Source organism: Deinococcus sp. YIM 77859, from assembly GCF_000745175.1.
Taxonomy (GTDB): Bacteria; Deinococcota; Deinococci; order Deinococcales; family Deinococcaceae; genus Deinococcus.
In genome coordinates this window covers 1,781,812-1,800,900 of the sequence record NZ_JQNI01000002.1, presented here as the reverse complement: position 1 = coordinate 1,800,900, position 19,089 = coordinate 1,781,812, and the positions used below count along the sequence as shown (strand labels likewise).

Below are 19,089 nucleotides of genomic sequence, written 5' to 3'. Positions count from 1 at the left end.
CCTATACGTGTACGTTTAGGTTCATGTCTGCCTCTTCCCCTCTCACTTCTGCAGGTCCAGCAGCACAAGCGGTTCAGTCCACTCGGCAGAGCGTTGCTGCCTGGGCGATCACGGCGGCTTGCCTAATCGCCTTTATGGGGATCGGTGTGGTGGACCCGATCCTGCCGGAGATCGGACACCAGCTGGGCGCGACACCGACCCAGGTCGAACTGCTCTTTACGACCTACCTGGGCGTGATGGCCGTGATGACGCTGTTTGCGGGGAACATCGGCACGCGCCTGGGCCGCCGCCGGGTGGCTCTGATCGGCCTGGCCCTGATCGCGTTCTTCGCACTGGCCTGCGGGCTCAGCGGCAGCATTCCCGCGCTGGCGGTGTTCCGGGGCGGCTGGGGGCTGGGCAGCGCCCTCTTCACGCCGACCGCGCTCGTGCTGCTGCTCGCGCTGATCGGACACGCCGAGAAAGCCATCATGCGCTACGAGGCCGCCATCGGTCTGGGCATGAGTATGGGGCCGCTGTTGGGCGGCGTGCTGGGCAGCCACGGCTGGCGCTTTCCCTTCCTGGGCGCGGCCACGCTGATGCTGCTGGCGCTGGTGGCCGTCGCCGCCTTCGTGCGCGTGCCGGAGAGCCGCGAACCTGTCCGTCCCGTCGGTGACGTCTTTCGCGCGTACCGCCGTCCGGCCTTCCTGGCGGTGGGCCTCACCGGGCTGCTGTATTACTTCGGCTTCTTCCTGCTGCTGGGCTACACGCCGCTCTTCCTGCACCTGGGTACCCTGGGGCTGGGCCTGACCTTTTTCGGCTGGGGCGTGCTGTTGGGGCTGGGCAGCACCCTGCTGGTAGAACGGCTGCTGCGCCGCCTGCGGGCCAGCCGGATCGTTACCCTGGCGCTGGCAGGGCTGACCCTGCTCTTTGTGCTGTTGGGCTTTGCACCGCTGGCGAGCGGGGTCAAGATCGCCCTCGTCGTCCTGAGCGGCACCCTCTTTGGCCTGATGAACGCCCTGCTGACCACCCTTAGCGTGGAGGTTGCCCACCTGCCGCGCGCCACCGCCACCAGCGCCTACAACTTCCTGCGTTGGCTGGGGGCCACGGTTGCGCCGGTCGGCAGCGGCTGGGTGGCCGAACACCTGGGCGCCCCCGTGCCCTACGCGTTTGGCGCTGCGGCGGTGGCCCTGGCCGTGCTGATCATGGCCTTTGCTGCTCACGCCATCGACGCCGCGCGGACCAGTGATCCGCACGTCCACTAGACTCTGGGTATGACTGGCCCAGCCGCCCCCGACGACACCCCCCGCTACCGGGTGGGCGAGGTCGCCGCGCGGCTGGGCCTGACGCTGCGGACGCTGAAGTACTACGAGGAACTGGGCCTGGTCACGCCGGGGCGCAGCGGCGGCCGTTACCGCCTGTATTCCGAAGCGGACGTAGCCCGGCTGGAGCGCGTGCGCCGGATGCGGGCGCTGGGCCTTAGCCTAGAGACCATCCGCGCCACCTTCTCTCAGCCCCAGGAGCGCGACCCAGAAGGACGGCAGGTCCTTACCCCCGAGGGTCTGCGGGCCCTAGAGAGCGACCTGAGCGGGCAACTGGAGGTGTTGACGCGGCGCATCGCGGCTGCTGAACGCGAGCTGCGCGACGCCCGTGCCCTGCGCCGTGACCTGGAACGCGACCTCGCCTACGTGCGGCGGCGGCTGGGCGGGGCACAGGTGGGTGACCTCTTGCGCGAGACGGGCCAGGATGAATAGAGGCGCTCGGGAAGACCGTGAAAAAAGGTAGTGGCCTCAAGGTAAGGACGCATTGTCGCGGTGGATGAAGAGCCAGGCGACGGGTTCGAGGTTGGCCTGCTGACGGCAGAACGAGAGACTGTTGCGGACCAGGAAGGGCAAGGTGGCGCGAAGAGTGGCATGGAAACGTTCGATGTGTTGGGTTCCCCCAAGCTCGGTCCATCGCCAGCCAGATCCAGAGCCGACGGTCCTGATGACCAACGAACGGGCATCACTCATCGCATTCCAGTACCAGCGGGGCTGCTCCTGCCGGCGGGCACGGGGCTAGGAGCGAGGCGGCGGGTTGCACCTGGGGCAAACTGGGCCGTTCATTCCCCGTGAAACCACCGTCATCCGCTCAAAGCCACTACCCTCAAATGCATACTCTTGACCCCGTTCGTATCTCGCGCTATTCTTTACCCATCACCGCCCAAGAGGCGGCTTTTTTGTGGGCTGTTGAAGCGTTAGAACGCCGTGTCCAGCGCCTCCAGCGCCGCTTGCGGGTTCCCAATCCCCGCCTGCGCCAGGTCGGGCCGCCCGCCGCCCTTGCCGCCGCCCGCCGCGGCGAGTTTGCCGACGAGTTGCCCGGCGTGTGCCCCGCGCGCGACGGCGTTCTTGGTCGCCTTGACCACCAGGCCCCGGTCGCTCGCGATCACGGCGAGGTCCGCGCCGCTCTGGTCGAGGAGCTTGTCGGCGGCCCCGCGCAGTTCGTTCCCCTCGATGCCGGAGAGCCGCAGCGCCGCGACCCGGAAGCCGCCCAGCTCGCGGAGCTGTGGTGCACGGCCTCCGCCCATCTGCGCTTCCGCCAGTTGCCGCCGGACCTGCGCCGTTTCCTGTTGGGCAGCCTTGAGCTGGGCCTGAAGACCGCTGACCCGACCTTCTAGACCGTCCACACTGGTGTTGAGCAGTCCAGCGACGCGCGCCACGTTGTTCAGGCGCTCGCGCACCCAGGTTGTCGCTGCCTCGCCCGCCAGCGCCTCGATGCGGCGAACGCCTGCGGCTACGTTTTCATCGGAGACGATGACAAAAGCGCCGATGTCGCCCGTCCGCGTGACATGCGCGCCGCCGCACAGCTCCATGCTCGTCACCGTGCCGTTGCCGAAGGGCACACCGCCTTCCACTCGCACCACCCGCACGGTCTCGCCGTACTTCTCTCCAAAAAGGGCCGTCGCGCCCGCCGCTTTTGCCTCCGCCAGCGGCATCTCCTGCCAGGTCACCGGAAAGTTGGCGCTCACCCAGCGGCTGACGAGGGTTTCCACCTGCGCCGTCTCCTCATCGCTGAGGGGCGCGCCATGGGTGAAGTCGAAGCGGAGCCGGTCGGCGGCCACCAGGGATCCGGCCTGCCGGACCCCAGACCCCAGCACCGCTCGCAGCGCCGCGTGGAGCAGGTGCGTGGCCGTGTGATGCCGCTCGATCGCGCGGCGCCCGCTCGACACCACGCCGCGCACCGTCTGGCCGGGCTTGAGCTCGCCTTCCTCCACGAACACGTCATGCAGCCAAATGCCCGCCGGAGTCTTGCGGGTGTCGCGCACCACGCCGCGCCCGCCCGGCCACTCCAGCACGCCGGTATCTCCAACCTCACCGCCGCCCTCCGCATAGAACGGCGTGCGCGACAGGACGACGGTGGCTTCACTCCCCGCCCTCAGGTGCGGAAGACGCTCGCCCGCGCCCACCAGGGCCAGCACCTCGCCCTCGGCCGTCAGCGTGTCGTAGCCGACGAACTGTGTGGGGGGCAGCCCCTCCAGCGCCTCCTGCCCGGCGCCAAACAGCTCGGCCTTGCCGTACTTGCTGGCTGCTCGGGCCGTCTCCTGCGCCCGTTCCAGACTCTCGGCGTACCCGGCTTCGTCGACGCTGATGCCGTACTCTTCGGCAATCTCCTTGGTGAGGTCCAGGGGGAAGCCGTAGGTGTCGTACAGCAGAAAAGCCGCCTCACCGGGGAGGGTAGCCCCCTTCTCCAGCTCCGCAAGCAGCCCGCTCAGGCGCTGCATTCCGCCCTCCAGCGTCTTGAGGAAGCGTTCCTCCTCGCCGCGGATGGCCGCTTCTACACGGCTCTGCTCAGCCCCGAGCTCGGGATATGCTTCGCCCATCGTCTGCACGACGAGGGAGACAAGCTGGTAGAGCGTCGGCTCGCGAAAGCCCAGCAGGTACCCGTGCCGGATCGCGCGGCGCATGATCTTGCGGGTGGTGTAGCCGCGCCCGGTGTTGGAAAAGGCCACCCCGTCCGCCAGGATCATGCTGACGCTGCGGAGGTGTTCGGCCACCACGCGGTGGGACACGCTGACCTCGCCCTCATAGGGCTGACCGCTGAGTTCCGCTACTCGGTCGATGATGGGCTTAAAGACGTCGTTCGAGTAGAAGTCGGGCACGTCCTGAACGACGCTCGCCACCCGCTCCAGACCCATCCCGGTGTCGATGTTCTTGAAGGGCAGATCGGCCAGCACCGGGGTTCCATCGGGCCGGGGGTCTTGCCGGTCGTACTGCGGGAAGACCAGGTTCCAGACCTCCAGGAAGCGGGCACTCTCGCGCGTTCGGGCGTAGTCGGCCCAGGTGTCGTCACCGTACGCGGGGCCGCGGTCGTAGTAGATCTCGGAGCACGGCCCACAAGGACCATTCGGCCCTTTCAGCGGGGCGTCGGCGGGCCAGAAGTTCTCGTCGGCGCCGAAGCGGTGAATGTGGCTTTCCGGGAGGCCGATCTCCTGGGTCCAGTACCGAAAGGCCTCGTCGTCGTCCTCATAGATGGTGACGTACATCCGCGCGGGATCGAGCCCCAGCCACTCGGAGCCCGTCAGAAACTCCCAGGCCCAGGCGATGGCCTCGCGCTTGAAGTAGTCTCCAAAGGAGAAGTTGCCCATCATCTCAAAGAGGCTGAGGTGCCGCCGGGTGCGGCCCACGTTCTCGATGTCGCCCACGCGGACGCACTTTTGTGCGGTGGTCACGCGCCGACTTTCGCCGTAGCCGGGAAACACGGCGGGAGCGCCCATAAATTGCGGCTTGAACGGCTGCATGCCGGCCACCGTAAAGAGTGTGGTCGGGTCGGGCGCGATGGTCGAATGCGAGGGCAGGCGCAGGTGCCCTTTGCTCTCGAAGAACGACAGGTACTTCTCGCGGATTTCAGAGGTGGTGAGCGGCCCGGTCATGGGGCAGAGTCTAGCAGCGGGCGGGTGGGGCCGAATCCGCCGAACGGCACGGTGCGGAAAGCAAAGAGAGGGGCAGAGCGGCGCGGCTCTGCCCTCCTGGAGTCGTTTGCTTCAGACGAACTGCCCGCCGTGCCGCGCCGCCGCTGCCTCCACCGCGTCCGCTGGTACAGAATCTTCCACGGCGACGGCGCGGCCTCCCGACACGCCCTCGTTCAGGCGGTTGTAGCGGTCCTCTTCCAGGTATCCGCCGGTCTCGTCGACACCGGCCGCGCCGCCCACGGCCCCCACCGCCGCACCCACACCCGAGCCCAGTGCCGTCATGCCCAGAATCACGGGCAGGGCCAGGCCTCCTGTCGCAGCGGTGGCCACGACACCAGCCACCGCCCCGACAGCCGCCCCCACGCCGGTTCCCTCGATGGCGCCCTCGCCCGCGTCCTCGGCCGTGCCGCCACCCTCGACCACACGGGTTTGGGTCTGCGTGCTTTCGGTGACCCGGCGGTTCAGGGTGGTATGACCCACCTCAGGCTGAATCAAGCCCTGCGCGCGGAGATCTTCGATAAAGGCATCGGCCTGAGCCTTGCTGGGAAAAATCAGGTGTTTCATGGCTCCAGTGTCTGGGGAACCCTGGCCCCCCAGATGAGAGGGCTGCCAACGGGAATTGGGGATCCGGGGGCGTCTGGCGGGCCAACACCACCTGGGTGAGGATCAGTGCAGGTCGGCGGCCCACCACGCTTCCCGCTGTGCGGCGAGACGGGCGCGGGGATCACCGAGGGTGCCCAGTGCCCGGGCCAGCCCCTGCCAGTCTGCCTCGCTGAGGGGATCGATCGCCAGGGCGCGCTGATGAAACTGCGCGGCGTCCTTGGCGCGGCCCGCTCGGCTGGCGGCCTGGGCGGCCAAGCCCAGCACGCTCAGTTGTTTTTGCTCCAGGCGGGCGCGCACGTCGTCCACCCAAGGGCTGTCCGCGCCGGGCAGAAAGGTGCCGTATAGCCCGGCGAGTTCGCGCAGCTCCTCCAGGCCAAGGGCGCCCTGCTCGGCTTGGGCGGCCAGCAGCTCAAAGCGCTGCACGTCGTAGTCGGGACGCAGATGCTCGGCGAGGGCGTAGCGCCGGTTGCTGCTGACGACGGCGTCGTTGCTGAGGCTGCGGCGCAGGCGGTGCAGCGTGGTGTGAAAGAGGCTGCTGGCCCGCGCCTCGTCCTTTTCCGGCCAGAGCGCCTCGGCGGCCTCCCAGGAGGTGACCTCTCGGTGTTCGAGCAGGTAGAAGAACAGTTCCAGCGCCTTGCGCGACACCCACGAGACCGGCACGCCCTGCCACACGACCTGGGCCGTGCCCAGCGCCCGGGCAGACATGCCGCTCTCGCCCTGGAGGGTCAGGCCCGCGCGGCGCAACCGGGCGTCCACCGCCTCGCGCAGGTCCTGCGGCGTGAAGGGCTTGGGCAGGTAGTCGTCGGCACCCAGATTCATGCCGCGGCGCACGTCGCTGCGCTCGGCATGGCTGGAGAGCAGGATAAAGGGCAGCGCCGAGAGCTTCTCGTGCTGACGCACCTGCTCTAGAAATTCCAAGCCGGTCATGTAGGGCATCACCACGTCGCTGATGACCAGGTCGGGCGTGAAAACCTTGAGCAGGTCGAGCGCCTCGACGGGATGGCTGCTCGTTCGCACCTCGTGTCCCGCTCGGGTGAGAATCACGCTGATGAGCTTGAGGATGGCGGCGTCGTCATCAACGACGAGGATGCGCGGCATGAGGGCAGCTTAGCAACCGGGTGAGAATGACTCTTTCGGAAACTTCACGGACTGGGTGAGCTGGGTTACGCTGACGACCATGGCGGCCTTCTCTCCGGAGCTCACAGTCATCTACGCGACCATCCGTACCCTCGATGACCAGCACCCCCAAGCCACAGCTGTCTTGGTGGGTGGGGGCCGGGTGCTGGCGGTGGGCTCGCGGGAGGAGATGGCCGCCCTCGCGCCCCGGGCCCACGTGCTGGATCACCGTGACCTGATCCTCACGCCGGGGCTGGCGGAGGCACACATTCATCTCGTCGCCTACGGCTTTTCTCTCGCGGAGCTGAACCTGCACGGCGCGCGCAGCGTCTCGGAGGTGCAGGCACGGGTAGCGCAGCGGACGATGAACACGCCGCCCGGTACCTGGCTTCGCGGCGGTGGGTTCTTGCTGAGCGAACTGGGCTTGGATGAGTATCCGGCAGCGGCGGTGCTGGACGAGGTCAGCCCGCATCACCCGGTCCTGCTGTTTTCCCGCGACCTGCACCTAGGCTGGGCCAACTCGCTGGCATTGCGCCTCGCGGGCATCCGCCCGGACACGCCTGATCCTGTGGGGGGGAGGATTGTGCGGCCCCTGGGCACCCTGTTGGAGAGCGCGAGCGAACTCGTGACCCGGGTGATGCCTGTGCCCAGCGAGGCGGACTTCTTGGCCGCCGCAAAAGCCGGCGTGGAGGACCTGGCGGGGCGAGGCTACGTCAGTGCGCACACGATGGCTTTTGAGGAGCCAGAAGCGCCCCGGGCCCTGCAAACGCTTGCCGCTCGCGGCGACTTGCCGCTGAGGATCTGGGCCTGCCTGCCGCACGAGCGCCTGGAACAGGCCCGCGAGCTCGGTTTGGCCTGCAGCCCGGGGAGCCTATTCCAGTGGGGCGGGGTGAAGTTCTTCGCCGACGGCGCGTTGGGGAGCCGCACAGCCTGGCTGCACGGCCCAGGCTTTGCGGGTGGCTCCGGGACCGGTATGCCTCTTGATTCCCCCGACCTGATTCGCGAGCGCGGGGCCGAAGCGCTGCGGCTGGGCCTGACGCCGGTCACCCACGCCATCGGTGACCGCGCGAATACCGAGGTGTTGGAGGTCTATGAGGCCCTGCGTCCCCTTGCCGACGAGAAGGGCATTCGTCTGAGAATCGAGCACGCCCAGCATCTGCGCCCGGAGGACATTCCCCGTTTCCGCGGCCTCACCGCGAGCGTGCAGCCCATTCACCTCCAGGCAGACGGGCCGATGATCCGCGAGCTGTTGCCCCACCGGGTGGACACGAGCTACGCCTTTCGGTCCCTGAAGGCGGCGGGGGCCGTCCTCGCCTTCGGGTCTGACGCCCCGGTTGCGCCGCCGGAGTACCGCGCCAACTTCGCTGCTGCCCTTACCCGCCGCGACGACGAGGGACAGCCCATCGCGCCCGCGGAGGCCCTCACAGAGGAGGAGATCCTCTGGGCCCATACCCGTGGCCCTGCCCTGGCCGCAGGTTGGGAGGACGAGGGCATCATTCGTCCGGGAGCGCGAGCAGCGTTTACCCTGTGGGACCGTATCGGCGGCAACGCGCGAGCCCTGGTGCTGTAGGAAGGCAGGAAAACTCGCGTTCGGCGTTCCGGCGGTGGCCGTCCTGCTTCTACTGGGCGTCCTGTTCGCTTTCGGCGGTTCCGGCGTTCGTACTCAGAAAGACCTCGTGGATTTCTATCTCGTTGGGGCCGCTGAAGGCCTCGCGGGGCAGACTGCCGCTGCGGGCGTGGCCCTGGCGAAAGGCTTCCGACTGCGTCCACGCCTCAAAGGCCTCGCGGCTTTCCCAGTACGTCAGCACGATGTAGGGCTTGCCCTCCTGGGTGGGGCGCAGCACCTCGTTGCGAAGAAAGCCCGGCATGCCGTCCACCAGGCGGGCGCGGTGGCGGAAGCGTTCCTCGAACTGTTCAGCGTACTCGGGGCGAACGGCAATGCGGTTCATCACGGTGATCATGGTGAGCCTCCTTCGCGGGGTGCAGCGGGGTCAGGTTAGCGTTTCAGCTCGGGATGCAGGGCCAGCGTCAGGTCCTGTACGGCGCGCCCCAGCCGGGGACCAAAGCCCAGCAGGTAGAGGTCGTCCAGGGCCACAACGCGGCGGTTGCGGCCTGCTGGCGTTTGGGCCAGGCCGGGCAGTCGCAGCACGCCGTCTACTCCACCCAGGCTCTCGAGGCCCCCCGAAAGCATCAGAATCACGTCCGGGGCCGCAGTGACGGCGGCTTCTGGGGTGAGCGGCTTGTACCCCTGTACCCCCTGCACTGCGTTGACGCCGCCACCCAGCGTGATCATCGCGTCGGCTGCGGTTCCCGCGCCACTGATTTGAACCGTCTGGGGGCCACGAGCATAGATGAACATGACTCTGGGCCGTGACTGGAAGCGGGCAGTCAGCAGGGCGGCCTTGGCCAGGTCGCGGCTGATGCCGGCGTTCAGCTCCGCGGCCTTGGCTTCCTGACCGAAGACCTTTCCCAGGGTGCTGATCTTGGCACGCGTGCCTTCCGGTGTGTATTCGGCGGGGAGAATAAGCACATTTAACCCCGCCGCCCGCAGTTGCGCGAGGGTACTTGGCGGTCCAGCCTCTGTGGTCGCGATCACCAGCGTGGGTTTCAGGCTGAGGATGCCCTCGGCGCTGAGGTTACGCTGGTAGCCCACCTTCGGCAGCCCTCGCGTGGCCGCAGGAAAGGTCGAGGATGTATCGGTCGCGATGATTCGGCTTCCCGCCCCCAACGCATACACGATCTCGGTGACCGGGCCACCCAGCGTCACCACTCGGGTGGTGTCCCGCACCGTGACCTTCTGTCCCGTTGCATCCGTGACGGTGACCGGCTGTGCGGCAGCCACCGTAAGGCTCAGAAGAACCGTCAGACCGACTCGTTTCATCCCTCCTCCTCTTTCATCAGCTCTAAAGGCCGCTGACTTGCTGTCTCGAAGACTGCCAGAAAACTAACTAATCCAACCAGTTAAGTCAACTTTTCCCGCCGCTTCGGGCGCGTGGCGAGGGGGAGAGCAACCCGTCACCCCCCGGACGAACCTTGTGTCCGGAGGTCACGGGTTGCTCACTGCGCTTGAGGGCGCCCTTCTACGCCTCGACTTCTTCCGGCAAGTCTGCGTTTGTATACACGTTCTGCACGTCGTCGAGCTCTTCAAGCGCCTCGACGAGCACCAGCAGTTTGCGGGCGTCTTCACCGCTGACTGCGACGGTGTTGGTAGGAACCATGGTGATCTGCGCACTCTCGGGTTTGAACCCCGCAGCGGTGAGGCCATCCTGCACCGTGTAGAGGTCATGGGGCGCGGTGCTGATCTCGAGGCCGTCCTCCGACTCCTGGAGATCCTCGGCGCCGTGCTCAATGGCGGCTTCTTGGGCAGCTTCTGAGGCGTCGGGCAGCAGGATCACGCCCTTTTTCTCAAACTGCCAGGCCACCGAGCCGCTGTTGCCCAGCGAGCCGCCGCGCTTGTTAAAGACAGCGCGAATATCCGCCACCGTACGGTTAACGTTGTCGGTGAGCGCCTCGATAAAGATCGCGGTACCCCCGGGGCCGTACCCCTCGTAGGTGACCTCCTTGTAGTCTGCCGCCCCTTCCGCTGCGCCCACCGCGCGCTTGATGGCATTCTCGATGTTGTCGGCGGGAACCGTGTCGGCCTTGGCCGCCGCGATGGCGTTTTTCAGGCTGAGGTTCGCCGCCGGGTCACCGCTCCCGCCGCTTCTGACCGCTGCCTGAATCGCACGGATATGCTTGGAGTAGATCGCGCTCCGCTTCTTGTCGTTGGCGCCCTTTTTGCGCTTGATCTGCGCCCATTTGCTGTGCCCGGCCATGTTCAGAGTCTCCTTGAAAGACGCGCCCACCCTAAGCTTGGGGGCGCGTGACCAAGGCGCATTCTAGCGCGGCCCGTTCCTCATCACCGTCCTTAAACTGCTCCGAGCCAGGACCCCAAAGCTCGCCCCGTGCCCGAGCTTAGTTCAGCAGCCCGATCTGCGCGCGCAGGGCGGAGGTGTCGACCCGGTCTGCGGTGATCTCCATAAAGACCGTGTCGTACCGCTTGTCTCCCAGCCGCACCGTGCCGGTCCGCCGGCCGCAGACCCTAAACCCCACCTTCTCGTAGGCGCGAATCGCGCGGGTGTTGAACGAAAAGACCTTCAGCAGAATGTTGTGCAGCCCGAGGTGGAAGACGCCGTAGGCCACCATCAGCTGCGTCGCCTCCGAGCCGAAGCCGCCGCCCCAGAAGCCAGGGTCGTGAATGCTGATGCCCAGTTCGGCCGTGCCGTGGCGGTGGTTGAGGTCACGCAGGTCTACGCCGCCGATCAGCCGCCCGGAGCTGCGCTCGTAGATACCGAAGGTGACCTGCGTGGGGCTGTTGCGGCTGACCGACTCGAAGTACGCCTGCTCGTCCTCCAGGCTGTAGGAGACGCCGAAGCCCTGCAGATAGGTCGTGAGTTCGAGATTCTGAAAGAGGCGGGTGAGTTCGGGGAGGTCGTCGCGGCGCAGCCGGGCCAGGATCACCCGCTCGCCCTGGAGGACGGGAACAGGAGGAGTCACCCGTTTACTCTAGCGGGGCGAGGTCAGGGGCGCAGGTCTTCCTCGTCGATCAAAAAGTCCACCGCGCCCGAGCCGATCTCGTAAAAAGCCCCGATTACCCGGATCTGCCCCCGTGCCTCGGCGGCTTGGATCACGGGCTGCCGCCGCAGCTCCTGCACCTGGTGACGAACATTATTCAAAACCGCCTCGCGCATTCGGGCCTTTTTGTCGCGGATGGGGGGAAGGGTGCGAACGCAGGGCTGAATGCGGGCGATCAGGCGTTGCAGGTGCTCGGGCTCGCGCGCGAGCTGTTCTTCGGGAAGCAGCGCGGCCGCGACGGCTCCGCAGCCCTCGTGGCCCATGACCACAATCAGGCGCACGGCGAGGTGCTCGGTCGCGTATTCCAGGGTTCCCAGGACCGATTCGCCCACCACATTCCCCGCCACGCGCACCACAAACAGGTCACCGAGGCCCTGGTCAAAGACGATCTCCACCGGCACCCGGCTGTCACTGCACGCGAGGACCGCCGCAAAGGGTGTTTGACCCATAATCTGCGCGCGCCGCTGGTTCGCGTCCGCCTCGGGCCGGGTGGCCTTGCCCGAGAAGAAGCGGGCATTGCCGTCCTGCAGCGCCTCTATGGCGTCTTCGGGCGACGTCATGCGGCCAGGGCGCAGCTCGGCGATGTCCTTCATGCTCGCGCCGCGGCGAATGGCCGTCTGAATGCGCCGCTCGCGGTCGTCGGGATCAAAGGGAGGTTGGCTCATGCTGGGCATCCTACCTGGAGCCACAGGACACGGGTCGCGTATCGTCGGAGCATGCCGGACGCTGAGCCCACCCTGGAGGAACTGCTGGAACGCTACGCCACCCTGCGCGATACCCTGCAAGGGCTGGAACTCGAACGCGACGCCTTGGCCGCCCAGATCAAAGCCGCCCTCGCGGCGGGGGCCCGGGCCGAAACGGACCTCTACCGAGCCGAGCTCAAAGTGTCGCGCCGTGTCGAATACCCCCTCGACCGGTTCCGTGACGCCTTTGGAGACGCCGCCGCGCTGGAGGTGGCGGTGATCGACCGCAAAAAGGCCGAGGCGCTGGCAAAAGCGGGTGACCTCGACGGCGAGCGGTTGCGCGACCTGGCCGTAGTGAAGGAGGTGCAGGCGCTGGTGCTTGTGCCCAAGACGCGGTGAGGTCAGCGGTAGGGAGAGGCCCGCACAAAGCGTTCCCGCCCGGTGAGGTCGGGGAGAACCTCGGCTCGCCAGCCCCGCGCCCGCAGTTCCCCAGCGAAGCGGGCTGCATTGCGGGGGTCGAGTTCCAGCAGCAGCCGGCCGCCGGGGGCCAGCGCCGCTTGCGCCTGCGCCGCCAGTGACCGGGCCACATCCAGACCGTCTGGCCCGCCATACAGGGCGAGAGCGGGGTCCCAGCGAACTTCCGGCTCGGCGGTGAGGCGGTCGGCATCGGGCAGGTAGGGCGGATTGCTCACCACCAGGTCAAAGGGCCCCGGTTGCCCCGCCAGCAGACTGCCTTTGACCAGCAGAATGTCGAGTCCGTTCAGGCGGGCGTTTTCCCGTGCCAGGTCAAGGGCGTCGGGGCTGAGGTCGGTCGCGGTGACCGCTGCGTCTGGGCGGGCAGCCTTGATGCCCAGCGCGAGCGCACCCGTGCCGGTGCCCACGTCCAGCACCTGGGGTGCGGGTACGCCGTGCAGGGCGTCCAGCGCGAGATGCAGCAGCCACTCGGTCTCTGGCCGGGGAACGAGGGCCCGCCGGTCTGTTCGCAGCCGAACGCCGCCCCACTCCACCTCGCCCAGCAGATGCTGAAGGGGTTCGCGCGCTGCCCGCCGCCTCAGCAGGGCGAGGAGCCGCTCGGCGTCCGCCTGCGCTACGGTCTCTTCGCCGCGTGTGAGGAGGGCCGCGCCGCTGAGGTTCAGCGCGTGCTGCACCAGAGCCCTTGCGTCGGCGGCGGGTGAGGGCACACCCGCCTCGTGCAGCCGCTGCGTGGCCCACGCGAGCCACGCGCGAAGGGTGAGGGGTGAGGGCTGGGGGATCACAGAACAGGGCGTTTGCTGGTCTCTTGTGGCGCAGAGCCGTCTAGCCGTGCCTGGGCTTGATGACGAGCCGCCGCGCTGCTCCCTCGCCCACAGACTCCGTCGTCACGTCGGGGTGTTCCTTGAGGGCGATGTGGATGACCCGGCGCTCGGCGGCCGGCATGGGCTGGAGTTCATGGGGTTCACCGCTTTTGGCGACCTGCACGGCGAGGCGCTCGGCGAGCCGGGTGAGCCCCTCCGCCTGCCGCCTGCGAAAGCCGCCCACGTCCACCCGCACCCGCAGGTCGCTGCGGCCCGCCTGCTTGGCGAGCACGGTATACGCGAGCACCTCGATGGCACCCAGCGTGCGCCCGTCACGGCCAGCCAGCCGCGGGGCGTTCTCCCCGCCGATCTCCGCTTCCAGGGCGTCTTCACCCTCGCGGATGCTGACGGTGAGGGCCGGGTCAATGCGGGCGGTCAGCCCCCGCAGGAAGCGCTCCAAGACCGCGCGGGGATCCTCGTGCCCCGCGTCTAGGGGCGGCGCAGCGGGTGCACCCACCTCCGGGGCAGGCGGTAGGGGCGCCAGGTCATCCGCGTCACTGATCCCCAGCCCCGCCAGGTAGTCGTCGAGGTTCGTGCGGTTGTCCATGGGTGCAGTGTAGCGCGGACGGCTCTCACGGCCCTCCCACAGAGCACCGGCGGCGTTGGCCTCCTGGCCCTAGCGGCCGGCGTTCTTTTCCACCAGATACGCCCGCTCGATGATGTCCGGTGTGCCGGGCATCCCCGGCTGAATGCGGGTGAGGCGGTCAAGCACGTCTAGCCCCTCCACCACCTGTCCAAAGACGGTGTGCCGCCCGTCGAGGTGGGGCGTGGGCACAAAGGTGATGAAAAACTGTGAGCCGTTGGTGTTGGGGCCACGGTTGGCCATGCTCAGGACGCCCTTGCGGTCGTGGCGCCGCTCGTTGAACTCGTCCTCGAAGTCGTAGCCGGGGCCGCCCGTGCCGGTGCCGGTCGGGTCGCCGCCCTGGGCCATGAAACCCTCGATCACACGGTGAAACCGAATGCCATCATAGTAGTGGTGACGCAGCAGGTACGCAAAGGAGTTGACCGTCACGGGCGCGTCCTCGGCAAACAGGTCGAGGACGATACGGCCCTTGCTCGTTTCGAGCACCGCTCGGTAGGCCTTGCCCGGCTCGATGCCCTCGCCCAGCTCAGGAGCCCGTGAGAAACGCGTCTGCCGCTCGCTGGACAGCTCCGGGGTGGGGGAAAAGCCCTCGGCCTGGTAGGTCTGGTTGCTGGTCATGGGCTGCATTGTAGCGGCCAGCCGCCACGCCCGCTGCCGCTTAGGACACCACCCACTCCCCTGCGCGCATCAGCGCCTCGCGCTCTCCAGCGGCCGTGATGCCGTCCACGTCCGTTCTCGGCGTGCCGATCATCCAGTCCACGTGAATCAGCGAGTCGTTGCCCCCCGCTGCGCGCAGGGCTTCGGGGTTCTCGCCGTGCTGCACGTTGGTGGGATAGCAGCGCCCAAAGGCGATATGAGAGGCCGCATTCTCATCAAAGAGGGTGTTGAGAAAGAGTGTTCCGGTTTGTGCAACGGGAGCGGAGGCGGGCACCAGGGCGATCTCACCCAGGAACGAGGCGCCCTCGTCGGTTTCGAGGAGTTGCCGCAGCGTGTCTTCGCCCTGTTCCGCGTGGATCTCCACCGCCCGGCCCCCGGCAAAGCGCACCCGGATCCCCTCGATGAGTTGTCCCCGGGCGCTGAGGGGCTTACTGGCCACCGCTATGCCGTCCACCTGCTCGCGGTGCGGGGCGGTAAAGACTTCGTCGGTAGGAAGATTAGGCACGCCCCGAATACCGTTTTGGGCGGTTTCTGCTCCACCCTGCCACAGGTGCCCTTGGGCAAGCCCCACGGTGAGGTCAGTGCCCAGCTCGGAGCGCAGGTGGAGGGCGGCGTACTGCCGCTCGTTCAGGAAGGCGCTCAGGCGTTCGAGGCGCGCGAGGTGGGCGTTCCAGGCCGCTACCGGATCGGGCAGGTCGGCGCGGGTCACCCTGAAGATATCGTTCCACAGTCGGGAGACGGCTTCCGCCTCAGGCAGCTCCGGATAGACCCGGCGTGCCCAGGCGGGGGTGCTCATCGCCGCAACAGTCCAGTTCACCGCCATGCCGCTGATCGCGCGGTTCACGTCTCGCGTGGCGGCAGCGATAGCCTTGCTGCGCCGTGCAACCCGGCCCTGGTCCACCCCCGCCAGCAGCGACGGATCTTCTCCCACGATGGAGATAAAGGCGTAGCCGTCTGCCACCATGGCCCGCTGTTCCTGCGCGAGCCACGCGGGGACGTACTCGACCGCGGCCTCTGTGCCCTCCTCGAAGAGGGCGAGTGCAAGGTGAGGGTCACTATAGTGGACGCGCACGTCGGCCGCGCCCACTCGGTACGCGGCGCGGGCCACCTGGCGCACGAGGGGGGCGGCGTCAAGGGGCGCGCGCAGGAGCACCTTACCACCTTCGGGCAGGTTCACCCCTGTTCGCACAAGCAGTTCGGCGTAGCGGGCAAGCTTTTCGGCAAAGTCGGACGGGGACGTCATGGGGGTCACTCTACGGCGAACCCGGTCCTGCCCGCTCATCTACCACCCTTCGATCTGCCGCCCCGCCTCAAAGGCCGCCGCTCCCACGGCCACCGCCAGATTCAGGCTGCGGCCCCCGCCGGGTTGCGGCAGCTTGAGGGCGGGCAGACTCCCACGAAGCCAGACGGGGAGCCCGCGCGATTCCGGTCCGAAAAGGAGGTAGTCGCCGCGCCGGAAGCCCGCTCGGGTGTACAGGGTGGCTGCGTGCGCAGAAAAGGCCCACACCCGCGCGCCCGGCAAAAGGGTGCTCTGAAAGGCCGTCCAACTCGCGTGTTCGTGGAGCGCGACCCCTTGCAGGTAGTCCATCACGGCCCGGCGGAATTCGCGGTCGTGGAGGTGAAATCCAAAGGGCCGAATAAGGTGCAGCTCGGCGCCCAGCACGGCGCAGGTGCGGGCGACGTTGCCCACGTTCCCGGCCTTTTCCGGCTCAAACAGGACGACACGCAGCAGCGGCTCGCTCACCCTGCCACCCTGACGAGGAGAACGGTTGCCCGTACCTGCACGTGATCGGGGGCGAGGCCCTCGGAGGTCTTGAAGCTCACGCCCACTTCCGTGTCCTTTAGGTCCAGCAGCGTGGCCAGGTTGCGGGCGATGGCGCGGCGCAGTGGCCCCAGCTTGGGCCGGTCGAGGGTGACCACGAGTGCTGCATTGGCCGGAACATAGTTCCGCTCCTGCACCAGCCGCAGCGCGTGCATCAGAATCTCGCGCGAGTCCAGCCCCGCATGAGCGGGATCGGTATCGGGGTAATACTGCCCGATGTCACCCAGGCTCAGGCCCGAGAGCAGCGCGTCGGCCAGGGCGTGCAGCACGGCGTCCCCGTCACTGTGGGCAACGGCACCGCGCTCGGCCTGCGGAATGGACACACCGCCCAGCACGAGAGGCCGCCCGGGCGCCAGCCGGTGCGCGTCTTCTCCGTAGCCGATGCGGAAGGGAAGGGGGGAAGGGGTCATGGGGGGAGGATAGGGCAGAGGCCTTGAGGCTAGGCGGTGTGGCTTCTTGCTCTCCCCACCCCACCCGGTCTCAAAGGTCCGTAGCAGGCGATACAGCGCACTCAGAGGCTCGAACGGGACAAGACAGAGAGGGTCTGCCGCGACCGGACCTCCAGACCGGGGCGCTCGCTCACAGCAGGCCGCGCTCCTGTAGGGGCCGCCGCGCGTGCCACAGGGTCAGGCTGCTGGGGCCATCTTGAATCTCCCCGGCCTCCAGCATCCGGTAGACCTCCGCGAGGGGCAGCACGGCGCGCTCAATCACCTCGCCGTCCTCGGGGGCGGCGGTGCCCAGGGTGACCCCCAGGGCGAGCAGGGGATAGAACACCACGCCGCTGATGCTGGGCTGCGGATAGAAGCCGGGCAGCGGCACCCATTCCGCCGCCGTGCCTCCGACCTCCTCGGCGAGTTCGCGAGCAGCGGCGGCAAGCAGATTCTCGCCGGGCTCCACGCCACCGGCCACCACCTCCCAGATGGTCGCTTGAAGGGGGTAGCGGTACTGGCGAATCAAGACAGCCTCCCCTTCCGCCGTCACCGGCAGCACGAACATCGCGCGGGGGCCACGGGGGCGGTACTGATACACCACCTCCGCGCCGCTAGAGGTCTGCACCCGGTCTTCCAGCACCACGCGGAAGCCGTCCACCAGAACCCGCGACGACAGCGTCTTCCACGGCTGCACGCCGCCCGGCACGAGCCCTGCCCAATTGGGATGTTCTTGCGCCTCGCCTGCCATGGCGTCAGGCTACCGCACCGGCCCGGCGGCCTTCCCCAAGGTCAGGCGAAGGGCAGTTCGGCGCCTGGGTTGCTACGCTGTGCCCTGATGGCCTCCTGGCAACCTTTCTCCCCCCCGCAAGCCCTGCCTTCCTGCACCGGAGGTCTCCGGTGAGTGGTGGCCTCGTCGCCCTGCTGGACGACGTGGCGTCCATCGCCCGGCTCGCTGCGGCCTCCATCGACGATATCGGTGCGGCGGCCGGGCGAGCGGGGGCCAAGGCAATAGGCGTGGTAGTGGACGACACGGCGGTGACTCCGCGGTACGTCACCGGGTTCTCTCCGGACCGTGAACTTCCGATCATCGGGCGAATTGCGCAGGGATCACTGCGCAACAAGCTTGTGTTTATCCTGCCCGCGGCGCTTCTCCTCAGCCAGTTCCTGCCCGGGGTCATCACCCCCCTCTTGATGCTGGGCGGCGCTTACCTCTGCTATGAGGGAGCAGAGAAACTCTACGAGGCGGTAGGCGGCGCGCATCAGGAGACGCTGCACGAGGAGGCCGCCAAACTGTCGAGCCAGGCCCACGAGGAGCAGATGGTCGCGGGTGCCATCCGCACCGACTTCATCCTCTCGGCGGAGATCATGGCCATCGCGCTCGCCGAGGTGGCCGATCAGCCCTTCTTCGCGCGTGCCCTGATCCTGGTGGTGGTCGCCCTGGTGATTACCCTGCTGGTGTACGGGGTGGTCGGCCTGATCGTGAAGATGGATGACCTCGGCCTACGGCTCGCCGAGCGGGGTTCCGGTCCGGCGCGGGCCCTGGGGCGCGGGCTGGTCCGGGGGATGCCCGCCCTCCTGTCGGCGCTGTCCGTGATCGGCACAGCCGCCATGCTCTGGGTGGGGGGACACATCATCCTGGCTGGTCTGGACACCTTTGGGCTGGGTGCCCCCGCCCACGAGCTGCACGACCTAGCCCTACGCGCTGGTCACGCGCTGCCGGCCTTGGAAGGCCTGGTCGAATGGCTGGTAGAAACCGCCGGTTCCGGCCTGTTTGGTGTGCTTGTCGGGGCGGTGATCGTGGCGGCGCTGCACCTGCGTCCTCAAAACCACTAAGCCGCGCCACAGCAAAAACCCCCGCGCTGGGCGGGGCTTTTTCTGGTGGGTCGTGTAGGAATCGAACCTACAACCCGCTGATTAAGAGAGGGCATCAAGGGCTTTCGGGAGCATCCCCCTCCCTCCGGGCATAAAGGGGAAAACGCCGTACAACACGCATAAAGCGGTGAAGAGGAAGCCGGGCGCTTCCGGGTCTGGGGGTGTTTTTTCTGGCCCAAATGGGCCACGTTTGGCCCACGGTGTCCGGGCGTGTTCGGCTGTGCGCGTAATGGGTTAGACTGTCCGGCATGAGGGTCGCCCCTACCCTGAACGAAACCCGCGCCCATACCTGGGCAGCTGTGGTGTCTGGGCAGGCGTGGAAGGCGCATACCCTACGCCCCTTCGATACGCCCCACGCGGAATACGTGCGCGGCCCGCTGATCGTGTGGGCCACGAAGCCCGGCGAAGGAAAAGCCGGGCCGCACCTGGGGCAGCCTGCGCCTTCGCCGC

Annotated in this window: 20 protein-coding genes; 5 read left to right on the top strand and 15 right to left on the bottom strand. The window is 67.7% G+C overall.

Annotated features, from left to right (window positions below; genetic code table 11):
- Positions 1–23: 23 nt before the first annotated feature.
- Positions 24–1,241, top strand: a complete 1,218-nt coding sequence (locus EI73_RS08875) for an MFS transporter (protein WP_081908990.1) — start codon at positions 24–26, stop codon at positions 1,239–1,241.
- A 9-nt stretch (positions 1,242–1,250) separates the two neighbouring features.
- Entirely contained in the window at positions 1,251–1,730 is a 480-nt protein-coding gene (locus EI73_RS08870) for a MerR family transcriptional regulator (RefSeq protein ID WP_034386030.1), read from the top strand.
- Positions 1,731–2,212: 482 nt separating this feature from the next.
- Here EI73_RS08870 and alaS read toward each other — a convergent pair whose 3' ends face one another.
- From alaS to EI73_RS08850, 3 genes are all read right to left on the bottom strand, one after another.
- A complete protein-coding gene (gene alaS / locus EI73_RS08860) occupies positions 2,213–4,885 on the bottom strand; it encodes an alanine--tRNA ligase (protein WP_034386026.1) in 2,673 nt (890 codons plus the stop codon).
- Between the two features lie 111 nt (positions 4,886–4,996).
- On the bottom strand, positions 4,997–5,488 hold the full coding sequence (locus EI73_RS08855; RefSeq protein WP_034386024.1) for a hypothetical protein: 492 nt from the start codon (positions 5,486–5,488) through the stop codon (positions 4,997–4,999).
- Positions 5,489–5,590: 102 nt separating this feature from the next.
- Positions 5,591–6,625: a response regulator gene (locus EI73_RS08850; protein WP_034386023.1), complete on the bottom strand. Its 1,035-nt coding sequence runs from the start codon at positions 6,623–6,625 to the stop codon at positions 5,591–5,593.
- A 79-nt stretch (positions 6,626–6,704) separates the two neighbouring features.
- Here EI73_RS08850 and EI73_RS08845 point away from each other — a divergent pair, with 79 nt between their 5' ends.
- Positions 6,705–8,213, top strand: coding sequence for an amidohydrolase (locus tag EI73_RS08845; protein WP_034387962.1), 1,509 nt, complete (start codon positions 6,705–6,707; stop codon positions 8,211–8,213).
- A gap of 49 nt (positions 8,214–8,262) precedes the next feature.
- On the opposite strand, the gene EI73_RS08840 is transcribed toward EI73_RS08845, so the two are convergent.
- From EI73_RS08840 to EI73_RS08820, 5 genes are all read right to left on the bottom strand, one after another.
- Complete coding sequence (locus tag EI73_RS08840; protein WP_034386022.1) at positions 8,263–8,604, bottom strand: antibiotic biosynthesis monooxygenase; 342 nt, start codon at positions 8,602–8,604, stop codon at positions 8,263–8,265.
- Between the two features lie 35 nt (positions 8,605–8,639).
- Positions 8,640–9,524, bottom strand: a complete 885-nt coding sequence (locus tag EI73_RS08835; protein WP_034386020.1) for a hemin ABC transporter substrate-binding protein — start codon at positions 9,522–9,524, stop codon at positions 8,640–8,642.
- 199 nt (positions 9,525–9,723) lie between these two features.
- Positions 9,724–10,458, bottom strand: coding sequence for a YebC/PmpR family DNA-binding transcriptional regulator (locus EI73_RS08830; RefSeq protein ID WP_034386019.1), 735 nt, complete (start codon positions 10,456–10,458; stop codon positions 9,724–9,726).
- Between the two features lie 139 nt (positions 10,459–10,597).
- Positions 10,598–11,179, bottom strand: coding sequence for a GNAT family N-acetyltransferase (locus tag EI73_RS08825; RefSeq protein WP_034386017.1), 582 nt, complete (start codon positions 11,177–11,179; stop codon positions 10,598–10,600).
- 23 nt (positions 11,180–11,202) lie between these two features.
- Positions 11,203–11,922, bottom strand: a complete 720-nt coding sequence (locus EI73_RS08820; RefSeq protein ID WP_051935586.1) for a carbonic anhydrase — start codon at positions 11,920–11,922, stop codon at positions 11,203–11,205.
- A 51-nt stretch (positions 11,923–11,973) separates the two neighbouring features.
- On the opposite strand from EI73_RS08820, the gene EI73_RS08815 reads away from it, so the two are divergent.
- The gene (locus tag EI73_RS08815) at positions 11,974–12,339 is read left to right on the top strand and encodes a hypothetical protein (protein ID WP_034386016.1); all 366 of its coding nucleotides are present in this window, start codon (positions 11,974–11,976) and stop codon (positions 12,337–12,339) included.
- A gap of 2 nt (positions 12,340–12,341) precedes the next feature.
- On the opposite strand, the gene prmC is transcribed toward EI73_RS08815, so the two are convergent.
- The 7 genes from prmC to EI73_RS08780 all read right to left on the bottom strand — a co-directional run bounded on the left by prmC (position 12,342) and on the right by EI73_RS08780 (position 17,515).
- The gene (gene prmC / locus EI73_RS08810) at positions 12,342–13,196 is read right to left on the bottom strand and encodes a peptide chain release factor N(5)-glutamine methyltransferase (protein ID WP_034386014.1); all 855 of its coding nucleotides are present in this window, start codon (positions 13,194–13,196) and stop codon (positions 12,342–12,344) included.
- Positions 13,197–13,236: 40 nt separating this feature from the next.
- Positions 13,237–13,821: a protein jag gene (locus EI73_RS08805; RefSeq protein ID WP_034386013.1), complete on the bottom strand. Its 585-nt coding sequence runs from the start codon at positions 13,819–13,821 to the stop codon at positions 13,237–13,239.
- 69 nt (positions 13,822–13,890) lie between these two features.
- On the bottom strand, positions 13,891–14,475 hold the full coding sequence (locus EI73_RS08800; RefSeq protein WP_034387959.1) for a peptidylprolyl isomerase: 585 nt from the start codon (positions 14,473–14,475) through the stop codon (positions 13,891–13,893).
- A 40-nt stretch (positions 14,476–14,515) separates the two neighbouring features.
- A complete protein-coding gene (locus tag EI73_RS08795) occupies positions 14,516–15,757 on the bottom strand; it encodes an aminopeptidase (protein WP_034386012.1) in 1,242 nt (413 codons plus the stop codon).
- 39 nt (positions 15,758–15,796) lie between these two features.
- A complete protein-coding gene (locus EI73_RS08790; protein WP_034386010.1) occupies positions 15,797–16,258 on the bottom strand; it encodes a tRNA (cytidine(34)-2'-O)-methyltransferase in 462 nt (153 codons plus the stop codon).
- Complete coding sequence (ispF, locus tag EI73_RS08785; protein WP_034386009.1) at positions 16,255–16,746, bottom strand: 2-C-methyl-D-erythritol 2,4-cyclodiphosphate synthase; 492 nt, start codon at positions 16,744–16,746, stop codon at positions 16,255–16,257. Before ispF ends, EI73_RS08790 begins: the two co-directional genes overlap by 4 nt.
- Before the next feature lie 169 nt (positions 16,747–16,915).
- Positions 16,916–17,515: an NUDIX domain-containing protein gene (locus EI73_RS08780; RefSeq protein ID WP_034386007.1), complete on the bottom strand. Its 600-nt coding sequence runs from the start codon at positions 17,513–17,515 to the stop codon at positions 16,916–16,918.
- A 149-nt stretch (positions 17,516–17,664) separates the two neighbouring features.
- Between EI73_RS08780 and EI73_RS08775 the strand changes: the two genes are divergently transcribed.
- Positions 17,665–18,600 (top strand): DUF808 domain-containing protein, encoded by a 936-nt coding sequence (locus tag EI73_RS08775; RefSeq protein ID WP_034386006.1) that lies wholly within the window; start codon positions 17,665–17,667, stop codon positions 18,598–18,600.
- Positions 18,601–19,089: the final 489 nt, after the last annotated feature.